We start from the raw sequence: 22,801 nt of genomic DNA, 5'->3' as shown, positions 1-22,801 counted from the left end.
TGGACCGCGCCATCCTGCGCTGCCGCACGAAGAGGTATTGATGACCGATCCCGCCCGCATCGAAGACACCCTGCGCGAGACGATCATCGCCAAGCCCGACATGGTCCTCGACGACAAGGATCTCATGCGCGCGCTCGTCGCCGCGAACGAGCGCGCCATGGGCGCCAATATCGTCGATCTGCGCGGCATCGCGATGGAGCGGCTGGAGACCCGGCTCGACCGGCTCGAAGAGACCCACCGTTCGGTCATCGCGGCCGCCTACGAGAACCTCGCAGGGACCAACCAGATCCATCGCGCGATCCTGCGCCTGCTCGATCCCATCGAGTTCGAGGCGTTCCTGCGCGATCTCGGCGGAGACGTCGCCGACATCCTGCGCGTGGATTGCGTGAAACTCGTCCTCGAAAGCCGCGAGGGCGGCGAGGTGCCCGCCGTGCGCAAGCTGGGCGAGGTGCTTACGGTCGCCGAGCCCGGTTTCGTCGATGCCTACATTTCGGAGGGCCGAGGCGCCCCGATCCGGCAGGTCACCTTGCGCCAGCGGGCGGCGGGCGATACCGCGATCTACGGCGATCTGGGCGACTGGATCCGGTCCGAGGCGTGCCTGAAGCTCGATTTCGGCGATGGCCGTCTGCCCGGGCTGCTCGTGCTCGGGGCCGAGGATCCGCACCAGTTCACGCCACAGCACGGCACCGACCTCCTCGCCTTCTTCGCCGGCGTGTTCGAGCGGTCCATGCGGCGCTGGCTCTCGTGACCCTGACGATCAGCCCTCAGGCGCGCGACGCGCTCGAGGACTGGCTGGCCGCGCGTCGCGCGGTCGAAGGATCCGCCGACGCGACGGTGAACGCCTATCGCCGCGACGTGGCGGACTTCATCGCCTTCATGACCGGGCATCGCGCCGATCCGCAGGGCCTCGCCGCCCTGATGCGGGTCGAGACCCGCGACATGCGCGCCTGGATGGCGCGCCTGCGCTCTGGCGAGGTGGGTGCGCGGTCGGTCGCGCGCAAGCTCTCTGCGGTCAAGGCCTTCTACCGCTGGCTCGCCGAACGCGAGGGCGTGGAGCCTACTGCCGTGCTGTCGGCCCGCGCGCCGCGGTTTCAGAAAAAGCTGCCGCGCCCGATGGCCGAGGAGGCCGCGCGGGAGATGATCGGCACGGTCGAACTGCAGGCCCGCGAGGAATGGATCGCGCTGCGCGACGTGGCCGTGGTGACTCTGCTCTACGGCTGCGGGCTGCGCGTGTCGGAGGCGCTGGGCCTCACCGGCGCCGACCTGCCGCTTGCCGAGGCGTTGCGCATCCGCGGCAAGGGCGGAAAGGAACGCGTGGTGCCGCTACTGCCGATCGCGCGCACGGCGGTCGAACGATACGCGGCGGCCTGCCCGCATCCCGCAGCGCCGAACGCGCCGCTCTTTCGCGGACAAAGGGGCGGGCCGCTCAATCCCCGGCTCGTCCAGAAGGCGTGCGAGCGGGCCCGGATGCAGCTCGGCCTTCCGGCCACCGCGACCCCGCACGCCTTCCGCCACAGCTTCGCGACACATCTTCTGGCCTCGGGCGGCGATCTTCGCGCGATCCAGGAACTTCTCGGCCACGCGTCGCTGTCGACGACGCAGGCCTATACCGGCGTCGACGGTGCGCACCTGATGCGGGTCTACGAGGCCGCGCACCCGAAGGCGCGCTGACGGCCCTTCCGCCCTGCGCCGCACGGGCCTAGGCTGCGCGCGTTCCTGCCACTCCGTTCACGGGTTCGCCATGTTCGTTCTCTACGGCTCCGCCGCTTCGCCCTTCGTGCGCACCGTGCGCGTCACGCTCGCCGAAACGGGCCTTCTCCAAGGGACGGAGTTGCGCGACGTCCGCGCTGACGCGCTCGATCCCGACCCGGCGCTGACCGCCGCCAACCCGCTGGCCAAGATCCCGGCGCTCGGCCGGCAGGACGGGCCGACGCTGTACGATAGCCGGGTGATCTGCCGCTACCTCGACGCAAGGAGCGATGCCGGCCTCTACCCCGAGAGCCGCCTGTGGGAAATCCTGACCCTCGAGGCCACGGCACACGGCGTCATGGAGGCCGCGGTCGCCATGGTCTACGAGGCACGGTTCCGCCCGGAGGACAAGGTGCACGAACCGTGGATCGAGGCGCAGTGGTCCAAGGTCGCCCGCGCGCTGGACGCGGTGGAATCGCGCTGGTCGTCGCATCTTGCCGGGCGGGTGACGGCGGCTCAGATCGCGCTGGCCTGTGCGCTCGGCTATCTCGACCTGCGCCACGACGCACGGGCCTGGCGTACGGGGCGCCCGACCCTCGCGGGGTGGCAGGCCGGATTTGCGGAGCGTGACTCGATGCGCGACAGCGCACCCGCCTGAGACTTCAGAATTTTAGCGTCAGGCCGACATTCACGGCGTTCGTCTTGATGTCGGTCTCGACGTCGCCGCCATCCTCGAGATCGAGATCCATCGTCGAGTAGGTGAACTGGTATTCGCCGAACACGGCCAGCCGGTCGGTCAGGTCGTAACTCGCACCGGCCATGAGTCGCAGCGCGGGACCGCCGAACTGGTATTCGTATGTCGAGTCGCCGTCCGACGGATCGGCATCGACATGCGGCACGGCCACGCCGAGCCCGCCGCCGACATAGGGCGTCAGCGCGCGGAAGTTGTCGGGCCAGCGGTACATCGTGTTGGCGGTCAGGACGTTCACGCCGTCGGTCAGTTCGAAATTGTCGAAGCCGGCATCTTCAGCTTCGTCATCGGGCGCGTAGACCTTGGAATGCGTGAACTCGACGCCGAACCCGAGCCGATCGGTCCGCCAATAGGTGCCGCGCAGACCGTAATAGGGCGGCATCTCGAACGAGCGCCCCTCCCAGCCGATCAGTTCGTCGAACGAGTCGCCGTTCGGCAGCTCGCCCTCGATGCGGCTGTGCGGAGAGCTCTGAACCCCGGAATAGAGCGAGAACTCGTAGTCCTGCGCCGCAGCGGGCAGGGCCGCGACGGTCGGGAGGGCGAAAGCGGTCGCAAAGATCCATGCGCGGGGCGCATGCACGGTAAGAGTCATCGGGTATCCAGTCGGCGTCTTGACGCAGGACCAACCGATATACCGTTCGCGGGTTCCGCTCAACCGCGACAGATCGGCGCTGTGCGCGATTACAAGCGTTTGTGTTCTGGACGCGTGCGGGCACCGCCGTTAAACACCGCTCCCACAAGGCTTGCGGTGCGTCCGCGAGCGGCTCGGCAATTGCGCCCCGGGGTCCGGGGCTCAGGAACGGAGAAAACCTCGTGTCCCACGCAGACGATACCGAAGGCACCCGTAGGGATTTCCTCTACTACGCCACCGCGGGTGCCGGGGCCGTCGCCGCAGGCGCGGCGGTCTGGCCCCTCGTCAACCAGATGAACCCCTCCGCCGACGTGCGCGCGCTGTCGTCGATCCGCGTCGACATCGGCGGCGTGTCCGAGGGCACGCAGCTCACGGTGCAGTGGCTGGGCAAACCGGTCTTCATCCGGCACCGCACGCAGGAAGAGATCGAGCAGGCGCGCAGCGTCGAATTGTCCGATCTCGTTGATCCGATCGCCCGGAACGAGAACATTCAGGGGCAGGCCGACGCGACCGACGAAAACCGGACGCTCGACGAAGAGGGCCGCTGGCTCGTGATGATGGGCGTGTGCACCCATCTGGGCTGCGTCCCGCTCGGCAACGGCGCCGGCGACTTCGGCGGGTGGTTCTGCCCCTGCCACGGCTCGCACTACGACACGGCTGGCCGGATGCGCCGTGGCCCCGCACCGCAGAACCTGCCGGTGCCGGTCGCGGGCTTCGACGGCGAAACAACGATCGTCCTGGGTTAAGGGAGGAAAGACCATGGCTGGGATTCCCCACGACCACTACGAACCGAAGACGGGCGGCGAGAAGTGGCTGCATTCGCGGCTGCCGATTCTCGGCATCCTCTACGACACGATCATGATCCCCACTCCGAAGAACCTGAACTGGATGTGGATCTGGGGCATCGTGCTGACCTTCACGCTGGTGCTGCAGATCATCACCGGCATCACGCTGGTCATGCACTACACGCCCGACGTCGACATGGCCTTCGCCTCGGTCGAGCACATCATGCGCGACGTGAACGGCGGCTGGGCGCTGCGCTACATCCACGCCAACGGCGCATCGCTGTTCTTCGTGGCGGTCTACTTCCACATCTTCCGCGGCCTCTACTACGGATCGTACAAGACGCCGCGCGAGGTCACCTGGATCATCGGCATCCTGATCTACCTGCTGATGATGGGCACCGCGTTCATGGGGTACGTGCTGCCGTGGGGCCAGATGTCGTTCTGGGGTGCCACCGTGATCACCGGCCTGTTCGGTGCGATTCCGGGCATCGGCGAGACCATCCAGACCTGGCTTCTGGGCGGACCGGCGGTGGGCAACTACACGCTGACGCGCTTCTTCTCGCTGCACTACCTGTTCCCGTTCATCATCGCGGGCCTGGTGATCGTGCACATCTGGGCGTTCCACACCACCGGCAACAACAACCCCACCGGGGTCGAGGTGCGCCGGAGTTCAAAGGCCGAGGCCGAGAAGGACACCGTTCCGTTCTGGCCCTACTACGTGATCAAGGACCTGTTCGCGCTGGCGGTCATCATCGCGGTGTTCTTCGCGATCGTGGGCTTCATGCCGAACTACCTCGGTCACCCCGACAACTACATCGAGGCCAACCCGCTGGCGACGCCCGCGCACATCGTGCCCGAATGGTACTTCCTGCCGTTCTACGCGATCCTGCGGGCCTTCACGTCCGAAGTCTGGATCGTGCAGATCACCAGCTTCATCACCGGCGGCATCATCGACGCGAAGTTCTTCGGCGTGCTGGCGATGTTCGGCGCCATCGCGGTGATGGCCCTGGCGCCGTGGCTCGACACCTCGAGCGTGCGGTCGGGCCGCTATCGCCCGATGTTCAAGTGGTGGTTCGCGCTGCTGATCGTCGACTTCGTCGTGCTGATGTGGGTCGGCGCCCAGTCGACCGAGTTCCCGTACGACTGGATCTCGCTCATCGCGTCGACCTACTGGTTCGCGTACTTCCTCGTGATCCTGCCCCTGCTCGGCGTGATCGAGAAACCGCTGGCGCGCCCCGACACGATCGAGGCGGACTTCGAGGCGCATGCCGCGGCCTCCGGCGGAACCTCGACGAAGCCGAACGTCGCCCCCGCGGAATAAGAAAGGACGGACACAGACAATGATCCGATCGATTGCCACATCCGCACTGGTCGCGACGACCCTGACCCTGGCCAGCGGCGCCTATGCCGCCGGTGCGGGCGGACACGTCACCGACTACGACTTCTCGTTCGAGGGGCCGTTCGGCAGCTACGATCAGGCGCAACTTCAGCGCGGCCTGCAGGTCTACACCCAGGTCTGCTCGGGCTGTCACGGCCTGAAATACGTGCCGCTCCGGTCGCTCGGCGACGAAAGCGGCCCGGGCTACTCCGACGCCGAGGTGCGCGCCTACGCCGAACAGAACTTCGAGGTCTTCGACGAGGAAGAGGACGATTACCGCCCCGCGCGGCCGACCGACAACTTCCCCGAGAACAACGCCGTCGGGGCGCCCGACCTGTCGCTTATGGCGAAAGCGCGCGCGGGCTTCCACGGCCCCTACGGCACCGGCCTCAACCAGTTCTTCAAGGGGATGGGCGGCGCCGAGTACATCGCCTCCCTGCTGACCGGTTACACTGGCGAGCAGCAGGAGCAGGCGGGCACGATCCTCTACGAGAACGAGGCGTATCCCGGCACCTGGATCGGCATGGCGCCGCCGCTCTACGGCGACGACGTGGCCTATGCCGAAGGCCAGCCCGAGCCCACGCTCGAGCAGGAAGCCAAGGATGTCGCCGCGTTCCTGATGTGGACGGCCGAGCCCAAGATGATGGCGCGCAAGCAGGCCGGCTTCGCGGGTGTCGTGTTCCTCACGATCCTCGCCGTGTTGCTTTACCTCACGAACAAGCGCATCTGGGCGCCGATCAAGAAGCGCGACACCTGATCGCGCTTCTCGCCCCGGCATGACGAAGCCCCGCCCGATGTGGCGGGGCTTTTTCGTTGCCGACCGAGGCGGCGCCGCGCCGTCCGGCACGGCGGCGCCGTGGATCAAACGAAAAACGCCGGCCCCGAAAGGCCGGCGTCACTGTCCGCGATCGACGGCGGCCGCTCAGACGATCTTGATGCCCGCCTTCTGTGCGTCCTTCACGAAGGCATCGAGGCCCTTGTCGGTCAGGACATGGTTCGCCATTGCCTTGATGACCGCGGGCGGCGCGGTCGCGACGTCGGCGCCGATCTTGGCGCAGTCCGACATGTGGTTGGCATTGCGGATCGACGCGGCGAGGATCTGGGTCTCGTAGCCGTAATTGTCGTAGATCTCGCGAATGTCCGAAATCAGATCGACCCCGTCGAGGTTCAGGTCGTCGAGGCGGCCGATGAAGGGCGAGATGAAGGTCGCCCCGGCCTTTGCCGCGAGCAGCGCCTGGTTGGCCGAGAAGCAGAGCGTGACGTTGACCATCTTGCCTTCGCCCGACAGCACCTTGCAGGCCTTGAGGCCGTCCCAGGTCAGCGGCACCTTGACGACGATGTTGCCCGCGATGTCCGCCAGCTTGCGGCCCTCGGCGATCATGTCCTCGGCAGCGAGCGCGATCACCTCGGCAGAGACCGGGCCGTCCACGAGATCGCAGATCTCCTTGGTCACCTCGTGGATGTCGCGCCCCGACTTGAGGATCAGCGAGGGGTTGGTGGTCACGCCGTCCACCATGCCGAGCTCGTTCAGCTCGCGGATGGCGTCGATGTCGGCGGTGTCGACGAAAAACTTCATCTCTCTCCCTCCCGGGGATGGATTGGCAATTGTTCGGCCGTGTCATACCCGATGGGTCCGGGACGCGAAAGTGCCGGCCTTGGGCGCTAACACGAGGAGCCCCATACGCGATGGATGCCTTCTTCGACGAGGGCGCGCTGATCGGCGTGCTGACGACGCAGCCCCTCGGTGGGGCGCTCGACTATCGCGCGCCCGAAGGCGGCTGCTGGCAGGGCGCCTTCGTCGAGGTTCCGCTGGGGCCGCGGAAGGTCTGGGGCGTTGTCTGGGGACCGGGAAAGGGCGATTTCGACCCGTCCAAGGTCCGCAGCGTCGCACGCGTGCTCGAGACGGCGCCGATGCGGGCGGAGCTGCGCGACTTCCTCGAGAAGGCCGGTGAATACACGCTGACGCCGCTGCCGGCGATGCTGCGCCTCGCGACGCGGGCGCCGGCGCTGGGGGATGCCGTCGCCACGCGGCGGATCTATCGCCGCGGCGCCGGGCGCCCTGACCGCGAAACCGACGCGCGCCGGCGGGTGCTCGACGTGCTCGACGACATGGGCGGGCTCGCCCTCACGCAGAAGGAACTGGCGGACGCCGCCGGGGTGACGGCCTCGGTCATCAAGGGTCTCGTCAAGCAGGGCGTCGTACGTGAGGAAGACGCGCCACGCGACACGCCCTATCCCCGGCTCGACCCCGATTGGGGCGGCAAGACCCTGACAGAGGACCAGGCCACGGGGGCCGAAGCTCTGCGCGCGGGGCTGCGCGCCGGCCGCTACGGCACCACGCTCCTCAAGGGGGTGACGGGCTCGGGCAAGACCGAGGTCTACCTCGAGGCCGTGGCCGAGTGCCTGCGGCAGGGCCGGCAGGCGCTGGTCCTCCTTCCCGAGATCGCTCTGACATCGGAATTCCTCACGCGGGTGGAGGCCCGCTTCGGCGCGCGGCCCGCCGAATGGCATCACGGCGTCACCCAGACCGAGCGGCGCCGGGTCTGGAAGATGGTCGCCGAAGGCGGGGCGGAGCTTGTCGTCGGCGCGCGTTCGTCGCTGTTCCTGCCCTTTCGGGATCTCGGGCTCGTGGTCGTCGACGAGGAACACGACACCTCCTACAAGCAGGAGGATGGCGTCCTCTACAATGCGCGCGACATGGCGGTGCTGCGCGCCTCGCTCAACGATGCGCGGGTGGTGCTGGCCTCCGCGACGCCCTCGCTCGAAAGCTGGGCCAATGCCGAGGCCGGCAAGTACGACCGGCTGACGCTGACCTCGCGCTTCGGCGAGGCGGTGCTGCCCGACATGCGCGCGATCGACATGCGGGGCGAGGACCTGCCGGCGACGCGCTGGATCTCTCCGACCCTGGCGGCGGCGATCCGCGCGCGGCTCGACCGCGGCGAGCAGTCGCTGCTGTTCCTGAACCGCCGCGGGTACGCCCCGGTCACGCTCTGCCGTGCCTGCGGGCATCAGATCGGCTGCGACCAATGCGACGCGCGCATGGTCGAGCACCGCTTCCAGCGCCGGCTCGTCTGCCACCAATGCGGCGAGACCAAACCGATGCCGGAGGCCTGCCCGGCCTGCGCGGTGGAGGGCAAGCTGGCCGCCGTCGGCCCCGGGGTCGAGCGCATGGCCGAGGAGGCGCGCAGCGCCTTCCCGGAGGCGCGGATCGCCGTCCTGTCGTCGGACCTTTTCGGCTCGGCGCGGGCGCTCAAGGCCGAGATCGAGGAGATCGCCGCCGGTGCAGCGGACATCGTGATCGGCACGCAGCTGGTCGCGAAAGGCCACAACTTTCCGCTCCTCACGCTGGTCGGCGTGATCGACGCGGACCTGGGCCTGCAGGGGTCTGACCTTCGCGCGGCGGAACGCACGTTCCAGCTGATGCGGCAGGTGGCCGGAAGGGCAGGGCGGGCGGAGAAACGCGGCGTGGCGCTCCTGCAGACGCACCAGCCCGACCATCCCGTCATCCGTGCGATCCTCGCCGGCGACGACGAGGGTTTCTGGCGCGCGGAGGCCGAGGAGCGCCGCATGGCGGGCGTCCCCCCCTACGGTCGCATGGCGGGCGTCATTCTGTCGTCGGCGGACGTGCAGCAGGTCTTCGACCTCGGCGGCGCGCTCGCGCGGCAGGACGCGCCGCTGCGACGGATCGGCGCGGAGGTCTACGGGCCGGCGCCCGCACCGGTCGCGCGCGTGCGCGGCCGCCATCGCGTCCGGTTGCTCGTGAAGGCGCCGAAGGGCGTCCCGCTCCAGCGCGCACTGGCGGAATGGGCCGGCCAGTTCCGCCTGCGCGGCGACCTGCGCATGGCGATCGACATCGACCCGCAGAGCTTCATGTAGCGGTCGCCCTCGCCGGCGCACGCGCGTCCCTTGGGCAGACACCGCACAAGCCGCGACCGCGCGTCCGCGCGCGCCGGACGTGACGCTCGAAGACCGCCCTCGGGCGCTTGTTTGTCGGGCATCTGCCCTCTACATCTTCGCGCATGAACATCCGCCTGCCGTTTATCAAGTCCACGCCGCTGGTGTCCGTGGTCCGCCTGCAGGGCACGATCGGCGGCCCGGGCCGTGCGACTCTCAGCGACCGCGGTCTCGCCCAACAGATCGAGCGCGCGTTCTCGCGCGGCAAGCCGGACGCGGTGGCGCTCGAGGTCAACTCGCCCGGCGGCTCGCCCGTCCAGTCGGCCCTGATCGGCGCGCGGATCCGTCGCCTGTCGGCGGAAAAGAAAGTGCCGGTCTATGCTTTCGTAGAGGATGTCGCGGCTTCGGGCGGCTACTGGCTTGCCTCCGCCGCCGACGAGATCTTCGCCGACAGCTCGTCGCTTCTCGGTTCGATCGGCGTGATCTCGGCCGGCTTCGGCGCGCATGTCTTCCTGCAGCGCCAGGGCTTCGAGCGTCGGGTCCACACGGCCGGCCGGTCGAAATCCATGCTCGATCCGTTCCGCCCCGAGAACGAGGAAGACGTCGAACGGCTCAACCGCTGGCTGGCGCAACTGCACGAGAACTTCATCGCGCAGGTCCGCGCCCGCCGCGGCCAGAAACTGAAGGAAGAGGCCGATCTCTTTACCGGTGAGGTCTGGATCGGCGAAAAGGCGGTCGAGGTCGGACTGGCGGATGGCATCGGTCACCTCGTGCCGGTGATGAAGTCGCGGTTTGGCGACAAGGTCCGATTCCGCCGCTACGACACCCGCAAGCCGCTGTTGGCCCGCCTCGGCGGGGCCGCGGCGCAGGAAGCGCTCTCCGGGATCGAGGAGCGTGCGGAATTCGCGCGCTACGGCCTCTGACGTGATCCTGAAGATCGTCATTCTGTTCCTCGTCTTCATGGGCGTGCTGGGCATGTTCGGCAAGCTGCGCCGTCCCAAACTGCTGTCGCGGCGGTCCAAGTGTCCCGATTGCGGCCGCCACCGGATCGGCAAGGGGCCCTGTCCGTGCAAGAAGGTCCGGGGATAGCATGGTCTGGCTGACGGCGGCGCTCGGGCTCGTGATCCTGCTTCTTGCCGGCGACGCGCTGGTCAAGGGGGCGGTGAACCTCGCCCTCCGGCTGGGGGTGCCGGCCCTGATCGTGTCGCTGACGATCGTCGCCTTCGGCACGTCCGCGCCGGAGCTTCTCATCTCGGTCAACGCCGCTCTCGAGGGGGTGCCGGGCATCGCGCTCGGCAACGTGGTGGGGTCGAACACCGCGAACGTGCTCATGGTGCTCGGTATCCCCGCCATGATCGCGGTCATGCACACTGCCGAACACGACACGCGCAAGAGCTACGTCATCATGCTCGGCGCATCGGTGCTGTTCATCGGGCTCGCGTTTCGCGGCACGTTCGACTGGATCGCCGGCCTGATCCTGCTCGCGGCGCTTGCCGTGATCCTGGGCGAGAACTTCTACGAAGCGCGGAGCCATCGGCGCAACGGCAAGGCGGCCGAGGCGCAGGAGGCCGAGGAGGTCGAGGGCGCGGACCCCGAGATGCCGTGGTGGAAGATCGTTCTCTATCTTGTGCTCGGGCTCGTCGGCCTCCCGCTCGGGGCGGACCTTCTCGTCGACAGCGCGCGCGAGATCGCGCAGCGCTTCGGCGTGTCGGACACGGTGATCGGGCTGACGCTCGTCGCGGTCGGCACCTCGCTGCCGGAACTGGCGACGACGGTGGCGGCTGCGTTGCGGCGACAGGCGGATGTCGCGCTCGGCAACGTGATCGGGTCGAACATGTTCAACCTGCTCGCCATCATCGGTATCGCCGCGTTGATCGCGCCGATGGAGGTCGATGCCGAGTTCCTGCGCTTCGATCTCTGGGTGATGCTGGCGGCCTCGCTGCTGCTCATGCCGTTCGTCTTTCTCGGCTGGAACCTGACGCGCTGGATCGGCGTGCTCTTGTCGGTCGCCTACGTGGCCTACGTGCTGACCGTGCTCGCCTGACGAAAGGATCCGACCATGACCGACACCCATCGCGCTCTCGTCACCGGCGGCGGCAAGCGGCTCGGCCGGGCCATGGCGCTCTTCCTCGCCGATCAGGGCTGCGACGTTGCCGTGCATTACGGCGGCTCCGCCGACGCGGCCGAAGAGGTCGCCGGGCTGATCCGCGACAAGGGGCGCGCCGCCGTGACTGTGCAGGCGGACCTTCTGAACGAGGAGGAGACCGCATCGCTTCTGCCGCGGGCGGCCGAGGCGCTCGGCGGGCCGATCACCCGGCTGGTGAACAACGCCTCGATCTTCGAACACGACACGATCGAGACCGGAACCCGCGAAAGCTGGGACCGCGCGCTCGAGAGCAACCTGCGCGCGCCGGTCGTGCTGACACAGGCGCTGGCCGCGCAGGTGCCGCCGCCGGTCGCGGACGCCAACGGCGAACCGGTCGCGCAGGGGCTCGTGGTCAACATGATCGACCAGCGGGTGCGCAAGCTGACCCCGCATTTCATGTCCTACACGATCGCCAAGATGGGGCTCTGGACGTTCACGCGCACGGCGGCGCAGGCGCTGGCGCCCAAGGTGCGGGTGAACGGTATCGGACCCGGTCCGACGCTGCAGGGCGGGCGGCAGAGCGCGGAGCATTTCGCGCGCCAGCGGGGGGCCACGATCCTCGACCGTGGCGCGAACCCCGAGGACATCACCGCGGCGCTCGGATACTTCCTGTCGTCGCCGGCGATCACGGGCCAATTGCTCTGCGTCGACGGCGGCCAACACCTCGCGTGGGAGACGCCGGACGTGGTCGGCGTGGAGTGACTTCGGGAATGTTGTGCACCCCCGCCGTTGCACCTCTCGGCTTGTAACGAAAACGTTAAAGTTTTCAAAAGATTACGTCACACACCTAATAATATGTCGCGAAATCAATAAGTTGATATCGTGCTTAATAACTGGGCAATCCGTGGGAGAGCCTTGCTACAAAGGACAAAGTGGCCGTCTGAGGCGGTTTCCCTCAGACTTGTCCACAGCTTCGGTGGATTTGTTCCTGCTTGAAACTTCCGCCGGATGGCGCCTCACAAAAGGGCGGGTCGGAGAATCGTCAGGCCCGTCTGACACATCGGATCGCAGCCGCTCATGAGCCGACAAGACGACGTGACAAACGACGCCGGACCCGGGCCCGTGCCGACGGGTCACACGGTGATCCAGGGCTACCTGAGGACGCTCAAGACGAGCCCCGGCGTCTACCGGATGCTCGATGCCCAGAGCCGTGTTCTTTACGTCGGCAAGGCGCGTAACCTGAAGGCGCGGGTGTCGAGCTATGCCCGGCCCACGGGGCACACGCCGCGCATCGCCCGGATGATTCGCGAGACCGCGTCGATGATGTTTCTCACGACGCGGACCGAGACCGAGGCGCTGCTGCTCGAGCAGAACCTCATCAAGCAGCTCAAGCCCAAGTTCAACGTGCTGCTGCGCGACGACAAGTCGTTTCCGAACATCCTCGTCACCGGCGATCACCCCTATCCGCAGATCAAGAAGCATCGCGGCGCGAAAAAGGAGAAGGGCGCCTACTACGGCCCGTTCGCGAGCGCCGGTGCCGTGAACCGGACGTTGAACCAGTTGCAGAAGGTCTTTCTGCTGCGGAACTGTTCGGATTCCGTGTTCGAGACGCGCACGCGGCCATGCCTTCTGCACCAGATCAAGCGGTGCAGTGCGCCTTGCGTCGGCAAGATTTCCGAGGCCGACTACGCCGAGAGCGTGCGCGACGCCGAACGCTTCCTCTCGGGCCGCGACACCAAGATCCAGGAAACGCTGGCCGCCGCGATGCAGGAGGCGTCCGCCAACATGGAATTCGAGCGGGCCGCCGCCCTGCGCGACCGGATCCGCGCGCTGACGCAGGTGCAGACGGCGCAGGGCATCAACCCGCGCTCGGTCGGCGAGGCCGACATTCTCGCGTTGCACATGGAGGGCGGCCAGGCCTGCGTTCAGGTCTTCTTCATCCGCGCGCACCAGAACTGGGGCAACCGAGACTTCTATCCCCGCGTGGGCGAGGACGTGGAACCGGCCGAGGTGCTCGAGGCCTTCATCGGCCAGTTCTACGACACCAAGGAACCGCCGCGCCTCCTGCTGCTGTCGAACGGGATAGAGAGCGACGACCTGATGGCCGAGCTCCTGTCCGACAAGAAGGGCCGCAAGGTCGAGATCGCGGTGCCACAGCGCGGCGAGAAGGCCGAGCTGGTCGAGGGTGCGCTGCGGAACGCGCGCGAAAGCCTCGGACGCAAGATGGCCGAGAGCGCGGCGCAGGGAAAACTCTTGCGCGGCCTGGCCGAGGCGTTCGGCCTCGAGACCGTGCCCGAGCGGATCGAGGTTTACGACAACAGCCACATACAGGGCGCCCACGCCGTCGGCGCGATGATCGTCGCCGGGCCGGACGGCTACATGAAGAACCAGTATCGCAAGTTCAACATCCGCGGCGAGGACCTTACCCCGGGCGACGACTTCGGCATGATGAAGGAGGTGCTGACGCGCCGCTTCAAGCGCCTGCTGAAGGAGGATCCCGACCGGGAAAAGGGTCTCTGGCCCGATCTCCTGCTGATCGACGGCGGGCAGGGCCAGGTCAGCGCCGTGCACGAGATCATGGCCGAGCACGGTGTCGAGGACGTTGCGATGATCGGTGTGGCCAAGGGCGTCGACCGCGACCACGGCAAGGAGGAATTCCACCGCTTCGGCCAGCGTCCGTTCGCGCTCCGCCGCAACGATCCGGTGCTCTATTTCGTGCAGCGGCTGCGCGACGAGGCGCACCGCTTCGCCATCGGAAGCCATCGCGCCAAGCGCGCGAAGGCGGTGTCGGCCAATCCGCTCGACGAGATCCAGGGCGTCGGTGCGTCGCGCAAGCGCGCGCTGCTGCAGCATTTCGGGTCGGCCAAGGCGGTGAGCCGCGCGAACCTCGCGGACCTGAAAGCGGTGGACGGCGTGTCTGCGGCGCTTGCCGAGCGCATCTACGCGCATTTCCACGACGGCGGCTGATCGGCCGGGCCGCGGGCCGGTTGCCGACCGACCCTGAGGCGTGACTCACGACAGGATCGCGGAACCGCGAGGTCGCCCTGCCGTTGGTCCGGGAACGTTCCGATCAACCGAAAGGTCTTGCCATGCTCCGCACCCTCCTCTCCGGCCTTCTGGCCGCCGGCCTCGCCCTGCCCGTCCTCGCGCAGGAGAGCGGCGACGCCTCCTCCTCCTCCTCGACCGACAGCGCGGGATCGGCCTCCGACTCCGCCGGAGGTGACGCGGCCGAGACCGAACAGCCGCCCTACATCACCGCGACGATGCTGCAAGAGGCTCGGATCGTGTCACTCGAGGGTGAATACGACGCCAACACGTGGGAGAGCGACGCGCCCCTGCAGCCGATCATCGCCGGCCTGAGCGAGATCGGGTCGGTCAGCGAGGTGCTGCTCGACGATCGCGGGCAGGTGCAGGGCATCACCACCGATGTCGGCGGCTTCATCGGCATCGGGCAGAAGACCGTGATGATCCCGCTCAACGATCTCCGCCTCGCCCGCTCGCCCGAGGGCGACACGATCACGATCGTCACCCGGCTCGACCAGTCGCAGCTTGAGGATGCGCCGGAAATCGAGACGGCGGACGACTAGGGTCCCGCAGGCGCCGGCTCCAGCCGGCGCAGCACCGCCCGCAGATCGTCCGGGATCGGGCGTGGCCGGCCCTCCGCATCGGTGAGCACGTTCTGGAAGAAGCCGAGCGTCGCCGCCGCGTCCTCGCCCTCGCGGAACAGCGCGACCTCGATGCGATAGGACGACGTGCCCATCGCGGCGAGCCGCAGCCCGGCGTCGAGCGCGTCGGGAAAGCCGACCTCGCGGAAATAGATGCAGCCGTTCTCCACCACCACGAAGCGGATCGCGTCCGGGCCCCGGATCGCGATCCCCTGGTCCATCTGCCAGACTGAGATCACGTTGTCGAAGATCGCGAAATAGGTCGCGTTGTTCATGTGGCCGTATTCGTCGTTGTCGGCCCAGCGGGTCTGGACCGGCAGAAAGGCGGCGAAGTCGGCGCGGACGGGCGGTGGCGTGCGGGGCATGTCAGTTCCGGATCAGTCGAAAGAGGGTGGAGGCGCCCCAGCCCGCGGCGATGGCGAGCGTGAGCGACAGGAGCCCGTAGGCCAGCGGCAGATCGCGCGAGAGATTGTAGAGCCAGCGCTCGAGCCCGACCTTGCGCACGTCGATCACCCGGTCTTGCTCTGCGACGACACGGCCCGCCCGTGTTAGAAAAATGCGCGTGGCATAGGCGCCCTCGGTCAGGTTGGCGGGCAGGCGGATCCGCGTGGCAAAGAGCGTTTCCTCGCGCACGTCCACCGACCCTTCGAGCATTTGGTAGAGCCCGGTATCGCTGCGAATGCGGATCACCGCGTCCGAGAATGCCTGCGCGTCCTCCACGTTCATCGGCGCGCCGACCGAACGGATCGCCCGCGGCACGGATACCGAGTGGCGCAGATCCTCGACATTCGACAGGACGGTCGAGAACGGCCCGGATGTCGCGACCGCGTAGAAGGACGGGGCGAGATCGACCTCCACCGCGTCGGTGTTCACCCAGATACCGAAGCGGCGCTCCTTGCGGTAGACCGTCAGCGGCACGAACGGGCCCGACACGGTGACCACGACCTCGAGCGGTGGATCCGACGGGATCGGCACCTCGCGCTTGACCGCGCCGTAGACGAGGATCTCGGACCCGTCGAAATCGGTCGAGATCGACACGCTGTCCTGGCTGAGGCCCAGCACGACCTCTTCCTGCGCGTGGGCGGGCGCGCCCGCGCGCAGGACCAGCAGCAGGGCGAGCGCCAGGGCGCCTGCACCGGCGCGGCGCCACGCTGCGCGGAGGATCGAGACGCCCCGGCTCATGTCGGCGCACCCTCCTGGCTGATGACGAAACGCTCGGACGGCGGCAGCACCAGATCGAACCCGAGCTTCAGGCAGACCCCGACGACGAGCAGCGCGAGCAGGATGCGCAGCTGTTCCGCGCGCAGGCGCGCGCCGAGCGCCGTGCCGATCTGCGCGCCGACCACGCCGCCGGTGATCAGCGCCAGCGCGAGGAAGATGTCCACGGTCTGCGTCGTCACCGCGTGCAGAAGCGTGGTGAAGCCGGTCACGAAGATGATCTGGAACAGCGACGTGCCCACGACGACCTTCGTCGGCATCCCCAGAAGATAGATCATCGCCGGCACCATGATGAAGCCGCCGCCCACCCCCATGATCGCCGCCAGCACGCCCACCGCCGCGCCGACCATCAGGGGCGGGATCGCCGAGATGTAGAGCCCCGAGGCGCGAAACCGCATCTTGAACGGCAAGCCGTGCACCCAGCCGTGCTGGCGCCGCCTGGGCGCGCCGCCGCGCTTGGCCTTCAGGAGCGCGCGGACGCTCTCGATCAACATCAGCCCGCCGATGATGCCGAGAAAGACGACGTAGCAAAGCCGCACAAGCAGATCGACCTGGCCCTGTTCCTTCAGCCAGTTGAAGAGCCAGACACCGAGCGCGGATCCCACGAGCCCGCCGGCCAGCAGCACCGTGCCCATCCTCAGATCGACCGTGCGCCGCCTGAGATGTGCCAGCACCGCCGACACCGAGCTCGCGACGATCTGGTTCGCGCCCGTCGCCACAGCCACCGCAGGCGGGATTCCCATGAAGAACAGCAGCGGCGTGATCAGGAAGCCCCCACCCACCCCGAACATGCCCGACAGGATCCCCACCATCACGCCGAGGCCGAGGAGCAGGATCAGCGAGACCGAAACCTCGGCGATGGGAAGGTAGAGCTGCATGGCCCTCAGAGTGCGGAAGAGCGCGGGCGAAGGCAACGGCCTCGGCGCGCGTGGCGCGGTCGGGAGCGAGGGGCGCCGCCCCTCGCGCTCCCCGGAGTATTTCGGCCAAGAAGAAAGGGAGGGTATGCCGGCTGCGGGATCGTCGAGTGTCGGGCGCGGGGAGGGCGAAGAGTGCCGCCCCTCGCGCTCCGCGGGATGTTTCGGCCGGGACGACGGGGTGGATGCGCCGGTGCGGGTTGGGCAGGGTCCAAGTGTCGGGGTGTGCCGACCGCATCGCGGGGCGCGGACGGCTTGGACGCTCTGCGGTGGGTGTGCGGGTCGCCGCGGGGGCTAGCGTTCCTTGACGTAGGGCTCGCCGCCGGCGCGGGGCGGGATGGCCTTTCCGACGAAGCCCGCGAGGATCACCACCGTCAGGATGTAGGGCAGCGCGTCCATCAACTGAACCGGGATCGTCAGCCCGCCGAGATCGATGTTCTGGTAGCGCAGGGCGACCGCCTGGAGGAGGCCGAAGAGCAGGCATGCGCCGAGCGCGTGCCAGGGGCGCCACTTGGCGAAGATCAGCGCGGCGAGCGCGATGTAGCCGCGGCCCGCGGTCATCTCGCGCACGAAGCCAGCCTGCAGGCCGGTGGCGAGATAGGAGCCGGCGAGGCCGCAGAGCAGCCCGCAGATCGCGACGGCGGCGTAGCGCAGCCCGGTGACCGAGACGCCGGCGGTGTCGACCGCCTCCGGCGCTTCGCCCACCGCGCGGAGTCGCAGTCCGAAGCGGGTGCGGAAGAGGACCCACCACGTGAGCGGCACCATCAGGAGGCCCACGTAGACGAGGATCGAGTGGCCGGAGAGAAGTTCGGCGTAGAACGGGCCGAGAATCGGGACCGGTGCCAGCGTCTCTGCGAAGGGCAGGGTGATGTCGCCCCAGCGGCCGCCGCCGACCAGCGACGGCGTGCGCCCGCCCTGGCCGAACCAGTCCTGCGCGATGAGCACCGTCAGGCCCGCGGCGAGGAAGTTGATGGCGACGCCGGAGATCAACTGGTTGCCGCGGAAGGTGATCGAGGCGAGCCCGTGGACGAGGCTGAGTATGACGGAGGAAACGAGGCCGGCCAGGAGGCCCAGCCAGACCGATCCGGTCGCCGCGGCGATCGCCGCCGAGAAGAAGGCGGCGATCAGCATCTTGCCCTCGAGGCCGATATCGATGACGCCGGCGCGCTCCGAGAACAGCCCGGCGAGGCACGCGAGCAGCAGCGGCGTGGCGAGGCGCACGGTCGAATCGAGAACCTGGAGCAGGGTGGCGTAGTCCATCGGGTCAGACCTTCGTGGTGGCGAGGCGGATGGCGGTCAGGGCGAAGACGAAACCGAGCGTCGCCTCGATCCCGCGCCGCGCGCGGGCATAGACCGCGCGGGCCGGCCCCGACGACAGGATCAGCGCCCAGAGACCGTGGCCGCCGGCGGAGATCGCGAAGGCGCCCGCGAGGAAGATCAGCAGCGCCGCGGGCGACACGGTGTCGAGGCCGCCGACGGCGGCGACCGCGAGCCAGAACAGGATCGCCTTGGGGTTACCGATCTGGAACACGAAGCCGCCCACGATCCGGCGGAGCGGCGTGCGCCGGGCGACCGGGCGCGCGGCCACGGGAGCGGCGGGCGCGGCGGCCTTGCGAAACGCGCCGATCGCGAGCCAGGCGAGGTAGGCGGCGCCGATCCAGCGCACCGCGATCATCGCCTCGCGGGTGCCCGCGAGCAGACCGGCGAGCCCGAGCGCCGTCAGAACCGCGAGGAGCAGGGCGCCTGCGCCGATCCCGAGGCAGGTCAGCAGCGCCGGGCGCCGCCCCTCGGCCATCGCGACGCCGAGGATGAGCGCGACGCCCGGACCGGGCGAGAGCACGCCGGTCGCCTGGATTCCCCAGGCCAGGAGCAGGTGCGGCAGGTCGCCCGTCACGTCGCTCTCCGCCGGGCGGCGAAGAGGCGCGCGAGCGGCGCGCGCACCATGTTGTCGAGCGCCCCGGTGAACAGGATGACCAGCGCCTGGATCACCACGATCAGCTCGCGCGGGATGTTCGTCCAAAGAGCGAGCTCCGCCCCGCCCTGGTAGAGGAACCCGAACAGGATCGCGGCGAGGAACACGCCCATGGGGTGATTGCGGCCCATCAGCGCCACGGCGATGCCGATGAAGCCCGCGCCCTCGGTCGCGTTCATGGTCAGCCGCTCGGCCTCGCCCATCGCGGTATTGACGCCCATGAGGCCGGCGAGCCCGCCGGAGATCAGCATCGCGACGACGATGGTGCGCACGGGAGAGATGCCGGCGTAGCGCGCGGCGCTTTCGGAATGGCCGAGCGCGCGGATCTCGTAGCCGAGCCGGGTGCGCCAGATCAGCAGCCAGACGAGCACGCAGGCGGCGATCGCGAGGAAGAATGTCACGTTCCCGGGGCTGCCGCGGAAGAGCGGCATCGCCTCGGTGGCGAACATGTCCTGGAAGGTCGGCAGATGCGTCGAGGCGGGGAACACCGCGGTTGCCGGATCCTGCTGCCCGGGGGGCTTCATCACGTTGACGAGCAGGTAGTTGAGAAGCGCCGCGGCGATGAAGTTGAACATGATCGTGGTGATCACGATGTGGCTGCCGCGCCTGGCCTGGAGGTAGGCCGGGATGAACGCCCAGGCCGCGCCGAAGACCGCCGCCGAGGCGGAGGCGGCGACGAGCGCCAGGGTCCAATGCGGCCACGGCAGGTAAAGGCAGATCACCGCGACGCCGAGGCCGCCGATCATCGCCTGTCCTTCGCCGCCGATATTGAACAGTCGCGCATGGAAGGCCACGGCGACGGCGAGGCCTGTGAAGATGAAGTTCGTCGCGTAGTAGAGCGTGTAGCCCCAGCCGGCGGAGCGCAGGAGCGCGCCCTCGACCATCAGGCGAAACGCCTCGACCGGGTTCTCGCCGATGCCGAGGATGACCAGCGCCGACAGCGCGGCGGCGAGCAGGAGCGAGATCAGCGGCACGAGGACCGCGTCGGCCCAGGGCGGCAGCTTATCCATGACGCGCCTCCCGGCGTTCCTTTTTCTCGACCGCGGCCTCGACCGCCTCGAAGGCGTCGCCGCCGGGATCCTCGGTGATGCCGGCCATCAGCAGGCCAAGCTCGCGCTGGTCGGCCTCGGCGGCGTCGCGCGTGCCCATGACGCGCCCGTCGAACATCACCGCGATGCGGTCGGACAGTGCGAAGATCTCGTCGAGTTCGACCGACACCAGCAGGATCGCCTTGCCGGCATCGCGCAGTGCGACGATCTGCTGGTGGATGAACTCGATCGCGCCGATGTCGACGCCGCGCGTCGGCTGCCCGATGAGCAGCACGTCGGGATTGCGCTCGATCTCGCGGGCCAGAACGATCTTCTGCTGGTTGCCGCCCGAGAAGTTGCGCGCGGCGAGCGCGGGGTCGGGCGGCCGAACGTCGAAGCGTTCCATCTTCTTGGCGGCCTCGGCGCGGATCTTGGCGTTGTTCATCAGCGCGCCGGACTGGATCCCGGGATCGCGGTGATAGCCGAAGACGGTGTTCTCCCACGCGGTGTAGGCCATGATGAGGCCCTCGCGCTGGCGATCCTCGGGAACATGGCCGATGCCGGCGGCGCGGCGCGCCATGCCGTCGCAGCCGGCTCCGGAGAGCGGGACCTCGCGGCCGTTCACCCGCACCGTGCCGGTGGCCTCGGCGTAGCCGCCCAGAACCTCGAGAAGCTCGGACTGGCCGTTGCCGGCGACACCGGCGAGGCCGAGGATCTCGCCCGCGCGCACCTCGAGGGAGATGCCGCGCAGGCGTTCGACGCCCTGGCCGTCGACATGGCGCAGGTTCTCGATCTCGAGAAGCGCCGCCTTGGGCCGCGCCGGGGTCTTGTCGACCCGGAGGAGCACCTTGCGGCCCACCATCAGCTCGGCGAGTTCCTCGGGGCTCGTTTCCGCGGTCTTGACCGTCGCCGTCATCTCGCCGCGGCGCATCACGCTCACCGTGTCGGTGATTTCCATGATCTCGCGCAGCTTGTGGGTGATGAGGATGATCGTCTTTCCCTCGGCACGCAGGTTGTCGAGGATGCGAAAGAGGTGGTCGGCCTCGGCGGGCGTCAGAACGCCGGTCGGTTCGTCGAGGATCAGGATGTCGGCCTGGCGATAGAGCGCCTTGAGGATCTCGACCCGCTGCTGGTGCCCGACCGACAGGTGCTGGACCTGCGTGTCGGGGTCGACCGACAGCTCGTATTCCTCGGCCAGCTGCTTGAGAACGCCGCGCGCCTTGGCCAGCGAGGGCTTCAGCAGGCCCCCGTCCTCGGCGCCGAGGATGACGTTCTCGAGCACGGTGAAGTTCTGCACCAGCTTGAAATGCTGGAAGACCATGCCGATCCCGGCGCGGATCGCGGCCTGGCTGTCGGGAATCTCGGTGCGCTGGCCTTTCACCCAGATCTCGCCCGCGTCGGCGGCGTAAAAGCCGTAGAGGATCGACATCAGCGTGGACTTGCCGGCACCGTTCTCGCCGATGATGCCGTGGATGGTGCCCGGCATCACGCGGATCGAGATGTCCTTGTTCGCCTGGACCGGACCGAAGGCCTTGGAGATGCCTTTGAGTTCGATGGCGGGTGCGGTGTCGGTCATGGCGTCGAGCTACCTCGGACAGAGGGCGCGACCGCGCGCCACGCGGCCGCATTCGGGCATCCGGGCGACGCGTCGCAGGCGCCGCCCGGATGGCGATATCAGAACGTCAGCGCCGGGCAGCTGTCGTCGGAGCGGTAGTCGTGGACCTCGATCTCGCCGTCGATGATTGCCTGGCGGGCCTCGTCGACGCGTTCCTGCATCTCGTCGGAGATGAGCTCGCGGTTGTTCTCGTCGAGCGCGTAGCCGACGCCGTTGTCCTCGAGCGTCAGACGTTCGGTCCCGGTGTCGAGGTCTTCGCCCGCCTGCATCGCCTCATAGGTGGCGACGTCCACGCGCTTGAGCATCGAGGTCAGGACCTGGCCGGGATGCAGGTGGTTCTGGTTGCTGTCGACGCCGATGGACAGGATATCCTCGTCCGCGGCGGTCTGGAGCACGCCGATGCCGGTGCCGCCGGCGGCGGCGAAGACCACGTCGGAGCCCTGGCTGATCTGGGCGTTGGTGAGCTCGGAGCCCTTCACCGGGTCGTTCCAGGCGGCCGGCGTGGTGCCGGTCATGTTGGCGATGACCTCGATGTCCTCGTTCACGGCCTTGGCGCCCTGCGCGTAGCCGCAGGCGAAGGCGCGGATCAGCGGGATATCCATGCCGCCGACGAACGAGATCGTGTTCGTCTCCGACGCCATCGCGGCAAGCATCCCGACGAGATAGGAGCCCTGCTCCTCCGCGAAGGAGATCGACTTCACGTTCGGGTGTTCCTCGGGATCGACATAGCCGTCGATGGTCACGAACTTGGTGTCGGGATAGTCGCCGGCGACGTTGTCGATCGGCGTCGACATGGAGAAGCCGGTGGTGATGACCGGGTTGAATCCGGCTTCCGCGAAGCGGCGCAGCGCCTGTTCGCGCTGGGCCTCGGACTGAAGCTCGATGTCGCGATACGACCCGCCGGTTTCCTCGGCCCAGCGTTCCGCGCCGTTGAATGCCGCCTCGTTGAAGGACTTGTCGAACTTGCCGCCGAGGTCGTAGATGAGCGCCGGGTCGGCCAGCGCGGCGCCGGAGGTCAGCGCCAGCGCGGCCGACGCGCCGAGAAGGGATTTCAGAACGTTCATTGTGCAGCTCCCTGAAAGCCTGTCGGCGGCACGGGACATGGCCGGCCGCCGGTACTGGATCCGTTGATCTGCCGGCGATTTAGGACCGACGGCCGCGAGGGGGTCAACCGG

Annotated in this window: 23 protein-coding genes; 13 read left to right on the top strand and 10 right to left on the bottom strand. The window is 68.3% G+C overall.

Annotated features, from left to right (window positions below; translation table 11 throughout):
* Positions 1-40: 40 nt before the first annotated feature.
* The 3 genes from ROJ8625_RS02485 (at position 41) to ROJ8625_RS02475 (ending at position 2,347) form a co-directional block, all read left to right on the top strand.
* Positions 41-748 carry a DUF484 family protein gene (locus ROJ8625_RS02485; RefSeq protein ID WP_085790253.1) on the top strand — a complete coding sequence of 236 codons (708 nt, stop codon included), beginning with the start codon at positions 41-43 and terminating at the stop codon, positions 746-748.
* Complete coding sequence (locus ROJ8625_RS02480) at positions 745-1,671, top strand: tyrosine recombinase XerC (RefSeq protein ID WP_085790252.1); 927 nt, start codon at positions 745-747, stop codon at positions 1,669-1,671. Before ROJ8625_RS02485 ends, ROJ8625_RS02480 begins: the two co-directional genes overlap by 4 nt.
* A gap of 70 nt (positions 1,672-1,741) precedes the next feature.
* Positions 1,742-2,347 carry a glutathione S-transferase gene (locus ROJ8625_RS02475; protein WP_085790251.1) on the top strand — a complete coding sequence of 202 codons (606 nt, stop codon included), beginning with the start codon at positions 1,742-1,744 and terminating at the stop codon, positions 2,345-2,347.
* 4 nt (positions 2,348-2,351) lie between these two features.
* Here the strand turns inward: ROJ8625_RS02475 and ROJ8625_RS02470 are convergent, their stop codons facing one another.
* The gene (locus ROJ8625_RS02470; protein ID WP_085790250.1) at positions 2,352-3,032 is read right to left on the bottom strand and encodes an outer membrane protein; all 681 of its coding nucleotides are present in this window, start codon (positions 3,030-3,032) and stop codon (positions 2,352-2,354) included.
* 221 nt (positions 3,033-3,253) lie between these two features.
* Here ROJ8625_RS02470 and petA point away from each other — a divergent pair, with 221 nt between their 5' ends.
* From petA to ROJ8625_RS02455, 3 genes are read left to right on the top strand one after another with little or no spacing between them, the layout of a single operon-like run.
* A complete protein-coding gene (gene petA / locus ROJ8625_RS02465; RefSeq protein WP_085790249.1) occupies positions 3,254-3,817 on the top strand; it encodes a ubiquinol-cytochrome c reductase iron-sulfur subunit in 564 nt (187 codons plus the stop codon).
* A 13-nt stretch (positions 3,818-3,830) separates the two neighbouring features.
* Positions 3,831-5,177, top strand: a complete 1,347-nt coding sequence (petB, locus tag ROJ8625_RS02460) for a cytochrome b (protein WP_085790248.1) — start codon at positions 3,831-3,833, stop codon at positions 5,175-5,177.
* A gap of 19 nt (positions 5,178-5,196) precedes the next feature.
* On the top strand, positions 5,197-5,991 hold the full coding sequence (locus ROJ8625_RS02455; RefSeq protein ID WP_085790247.1) for a cytochrome c1: 795 nt from the start codon (positions 5,197-5,199) through the stop codon (positions 5,989-5,991).
* A 165-nt stretch (positions 5,992-6,156) separates the two neighbouring features.
* Here ROJ8625_RS02455 and fsa read toward each other — a convergent pair whose 3' ends face one another.
* Complete coding sequence (gene fsa / locus ROJ8625_RS02450; protein WP_085790246.1) at positions 6,157-6,810, bottom strand: fructose-6-phosphate aldolase; 654 nt, start codon at positions 6,808-6,810, stop codon at positions 6,157-6,159.
* A gap of 110 nt (positions 6,811-6,920) precedes the next feature.
* On the opposite strand from fsa, the gene ROJ8625_RS02445 reads away from it, so the two are divergent.
* The 7 genes from ROJ8625_RS02445 (at position 6,921) to ROJ8625_RS02420 (ending at position 14,801) form a co-directional block, all read left to right on the top strand.
* Complete coding sequence (locus tag ROJ8625_RS02445; protein ID WP_085790245.1) at positions 6,921-9,110, top strand: primosomal protein N'; 2,190 nt, start codon at positions 6,921-6,923, stop codon at positions 9,108-9,110.
* A gap of 143 nt (positions 9,111-9,253) precedes the next feature.
* On the top strand, positions 9,254-10,051 hold the full coding sequence (locus ROJ8625_RS02440) for a S49 family peptidase (protein ID WP_085790244.1): 798 nt from the start codon (positions 9,254-9,256) through the stop codon (positions 10,049-10,051).
* A gap of 1 nt (position 10,052) precedes the next feature.
* A complete protein-coding gene (locus ROJ8625_RS20905; RefSeq protein ID WP_159456707.1) occupies positions 10,053-10,217 on the top strand; it encodes a hypothetical protein in 165 nt (54 codons plus the stop codon).
* Position 10,218: 1 nt separating this feature from the next.
* Positions 10,219-11,172: a calcium/sodium antiporter gene (locus tag ROJ8625_RS02435; RefSeq protein ID WP_085790243.1), complete on the top strand. Its 954-nt coding sequence runs from the start codon at positions 10,219-10,221 to the stop codon at positions 11,170-11,172.
* A gap of 15 nt (positions 11,173-11,187) precedes the next feature.
* Positions 11,188-11,976: an SDR family oxidoreductase gene (locus ROJ8625_RS02430; RefSeq protein ID WP_085790242.1), complete on the top strand. Its 789-nt coding sequence runs from the start codon at positions 11,188-11,190 to the stop codon at positions 11,974-11,976.
* 315 nt (positions 11,977-12,291) lie between these two features.
* A complete protein-coding gene (gene uvrC / locus ROJ8625_RS02425; RefSeq protein WP_085790241.1) occupies positions 12,292-14,181 on the top strand; it encodes an excinuclease ABC subunit UvrC in 1,890 nt (629 codons plus the stop codon).
* Between the two features lie 122 nt (positions 14,182-14,303).
* Positions 14,304-14,801, top strand: coding sequence for a PRC-barrel domain-containing protein (locus tag ROJ8625_RS02420; RefSeq protein ID WP_085790240.1), 498 nt, complete (start codon positions 14,304-14,306; stop codon positions 14,799-14,801).
* Here ROJ8625_RS02420 and ROJ8625_RS02415 read toward each other — a convergent pair.
* The 8 genes from ROJ8625_RS02415 to ROJ8625_RS02380 all read right to left on the bottom strand — a co-directional run bounded on the left by ROJ8625_RS02415 (position 14,798) and on the right by ROJ8625_RS02380 (position 22,690).
* On the bottom strand, positions 14,798-15,244 hold the full coding sequence (locus ROJ8625_RS02415) for an acyl-CoA thioesterase (protein WP_085790239.1): 447 nt from the start codon (positions 15,242-15,244) through the stop codon (positions 14,798-14,800). The genes ROJ8625_RS02420 and ROJ8625_RS02415 overlap by 4 nt on opposite strands.
* A gap of 1 nt (position 15,245) precedes the next feature.
* Positions 15,246-16,061 carry a TIGR02186 family protein gene (locus ROJ8625_RS02410; RefSeq protein WP_085790238.1) on the bottom strand — a complete coding sequence of 272 codons (816 nt, stop codon included), beginning with the start codon at positions 16,059-16,061 and terminating at the stop codon, positions 15,246-15,248.
* Positions 16,058-16,975: a sulfite exporter TauE/SafE family protein gene (locus ROJ8625_RS02405; protein WP_085790237.1), complete on the bottom strand. Its 918-nt coding sequence runs from the start codon at positions 16,973-16,975 to the stop codon at positions 16,058-16,060. The genes ROJ8625_RS02410 and ROJ8625_RS02405 overlap by 4 nt, the downstream gene beginning before the upstream one ends.
* Positions 16,976-17,305: 330 nt before the next feature.
* The gene (locus tag ROJ8625_RS02400; protein ID WP_085790236.1) at positions 17,306-18,271 is read right to left on the bottom strand and encodes an ABC transporter permease; all 966 of its coding nucleotides are present in this window, start codon (positions 18,269-18,271) and stop codon (positions 17,306-17,308) included.
* Between the two features lie 4 nt (positions 18,272-18,275).
* Positions 18,276-18,905 (bottom strand): LysE family translocator, encoded by a 630-nt coding sequence (locus tag ROJ8625_RS02395; RefSeq protein ID WP_085790235.1) that lies wholly within the window; start codon positions 18,903-18,905, stop codon positions 18,276-18,278.
* The gene (locus tag ROJ8625_RS02390; RefSeq protein WP_085790234.1) at positions 18,902-19,993 is read right to left on the bottom strand and encodes an ABC transporter permease; all 1,092 of its coding nucleotides are present in this window, start codon (positions 19,991-19,993) and stop codon (positions 18,902-18,904) included. The genes ROJ8625_RS02395 and ROJ8625_RS02390 overlap by 4 nt, the downstream gene beginning before the upstream one ends.
* On the bottom strand, positions 19,986-21,587 hold the full coding sequence (locus ROJ8625_RS02385) for an ABC transporter ATP-binding protein (protein ID WP_085790233.1): 1,602 nt from the start codon (positions 21,585-21,587) through the stop codon (positions 19,986-19,988). Before ROJ8625_RS02385 ends, ROJ8625_RS02390 begins: the two co-directional genes overlap by 8 nt.
* 98 nt (positions 21,588-21,685) lie before the next feature.
* Positions 21,686-22,690, bottom strand: a complete 1,005-nt coding sequence (locus ROJ8625_RS02380; protein WP_085790232.1) for a BMP family lipoprotein — start codon at positions 22,688-22,690, stop codon at positions 21,686-21,688.
* Between the last annotated feature and the right edge of the window lie 111 nt (positions 22,691-22,801).

This window comes from Roseivivax jejudonensis (genome assembly GCF_900172265.1).
GTDB lineage: Bacteria > Pseudomonadota > Alphaproteobacteria > Rhodobacterales > Rhodobacteraceae > Roseivivax > Roseivivax jejudonensis.
The sequence above is the reverse complement of the archived record's forward strand: the minus strand, read 5'-3'. Positions and strand labels throughout refer to the sequence as shown.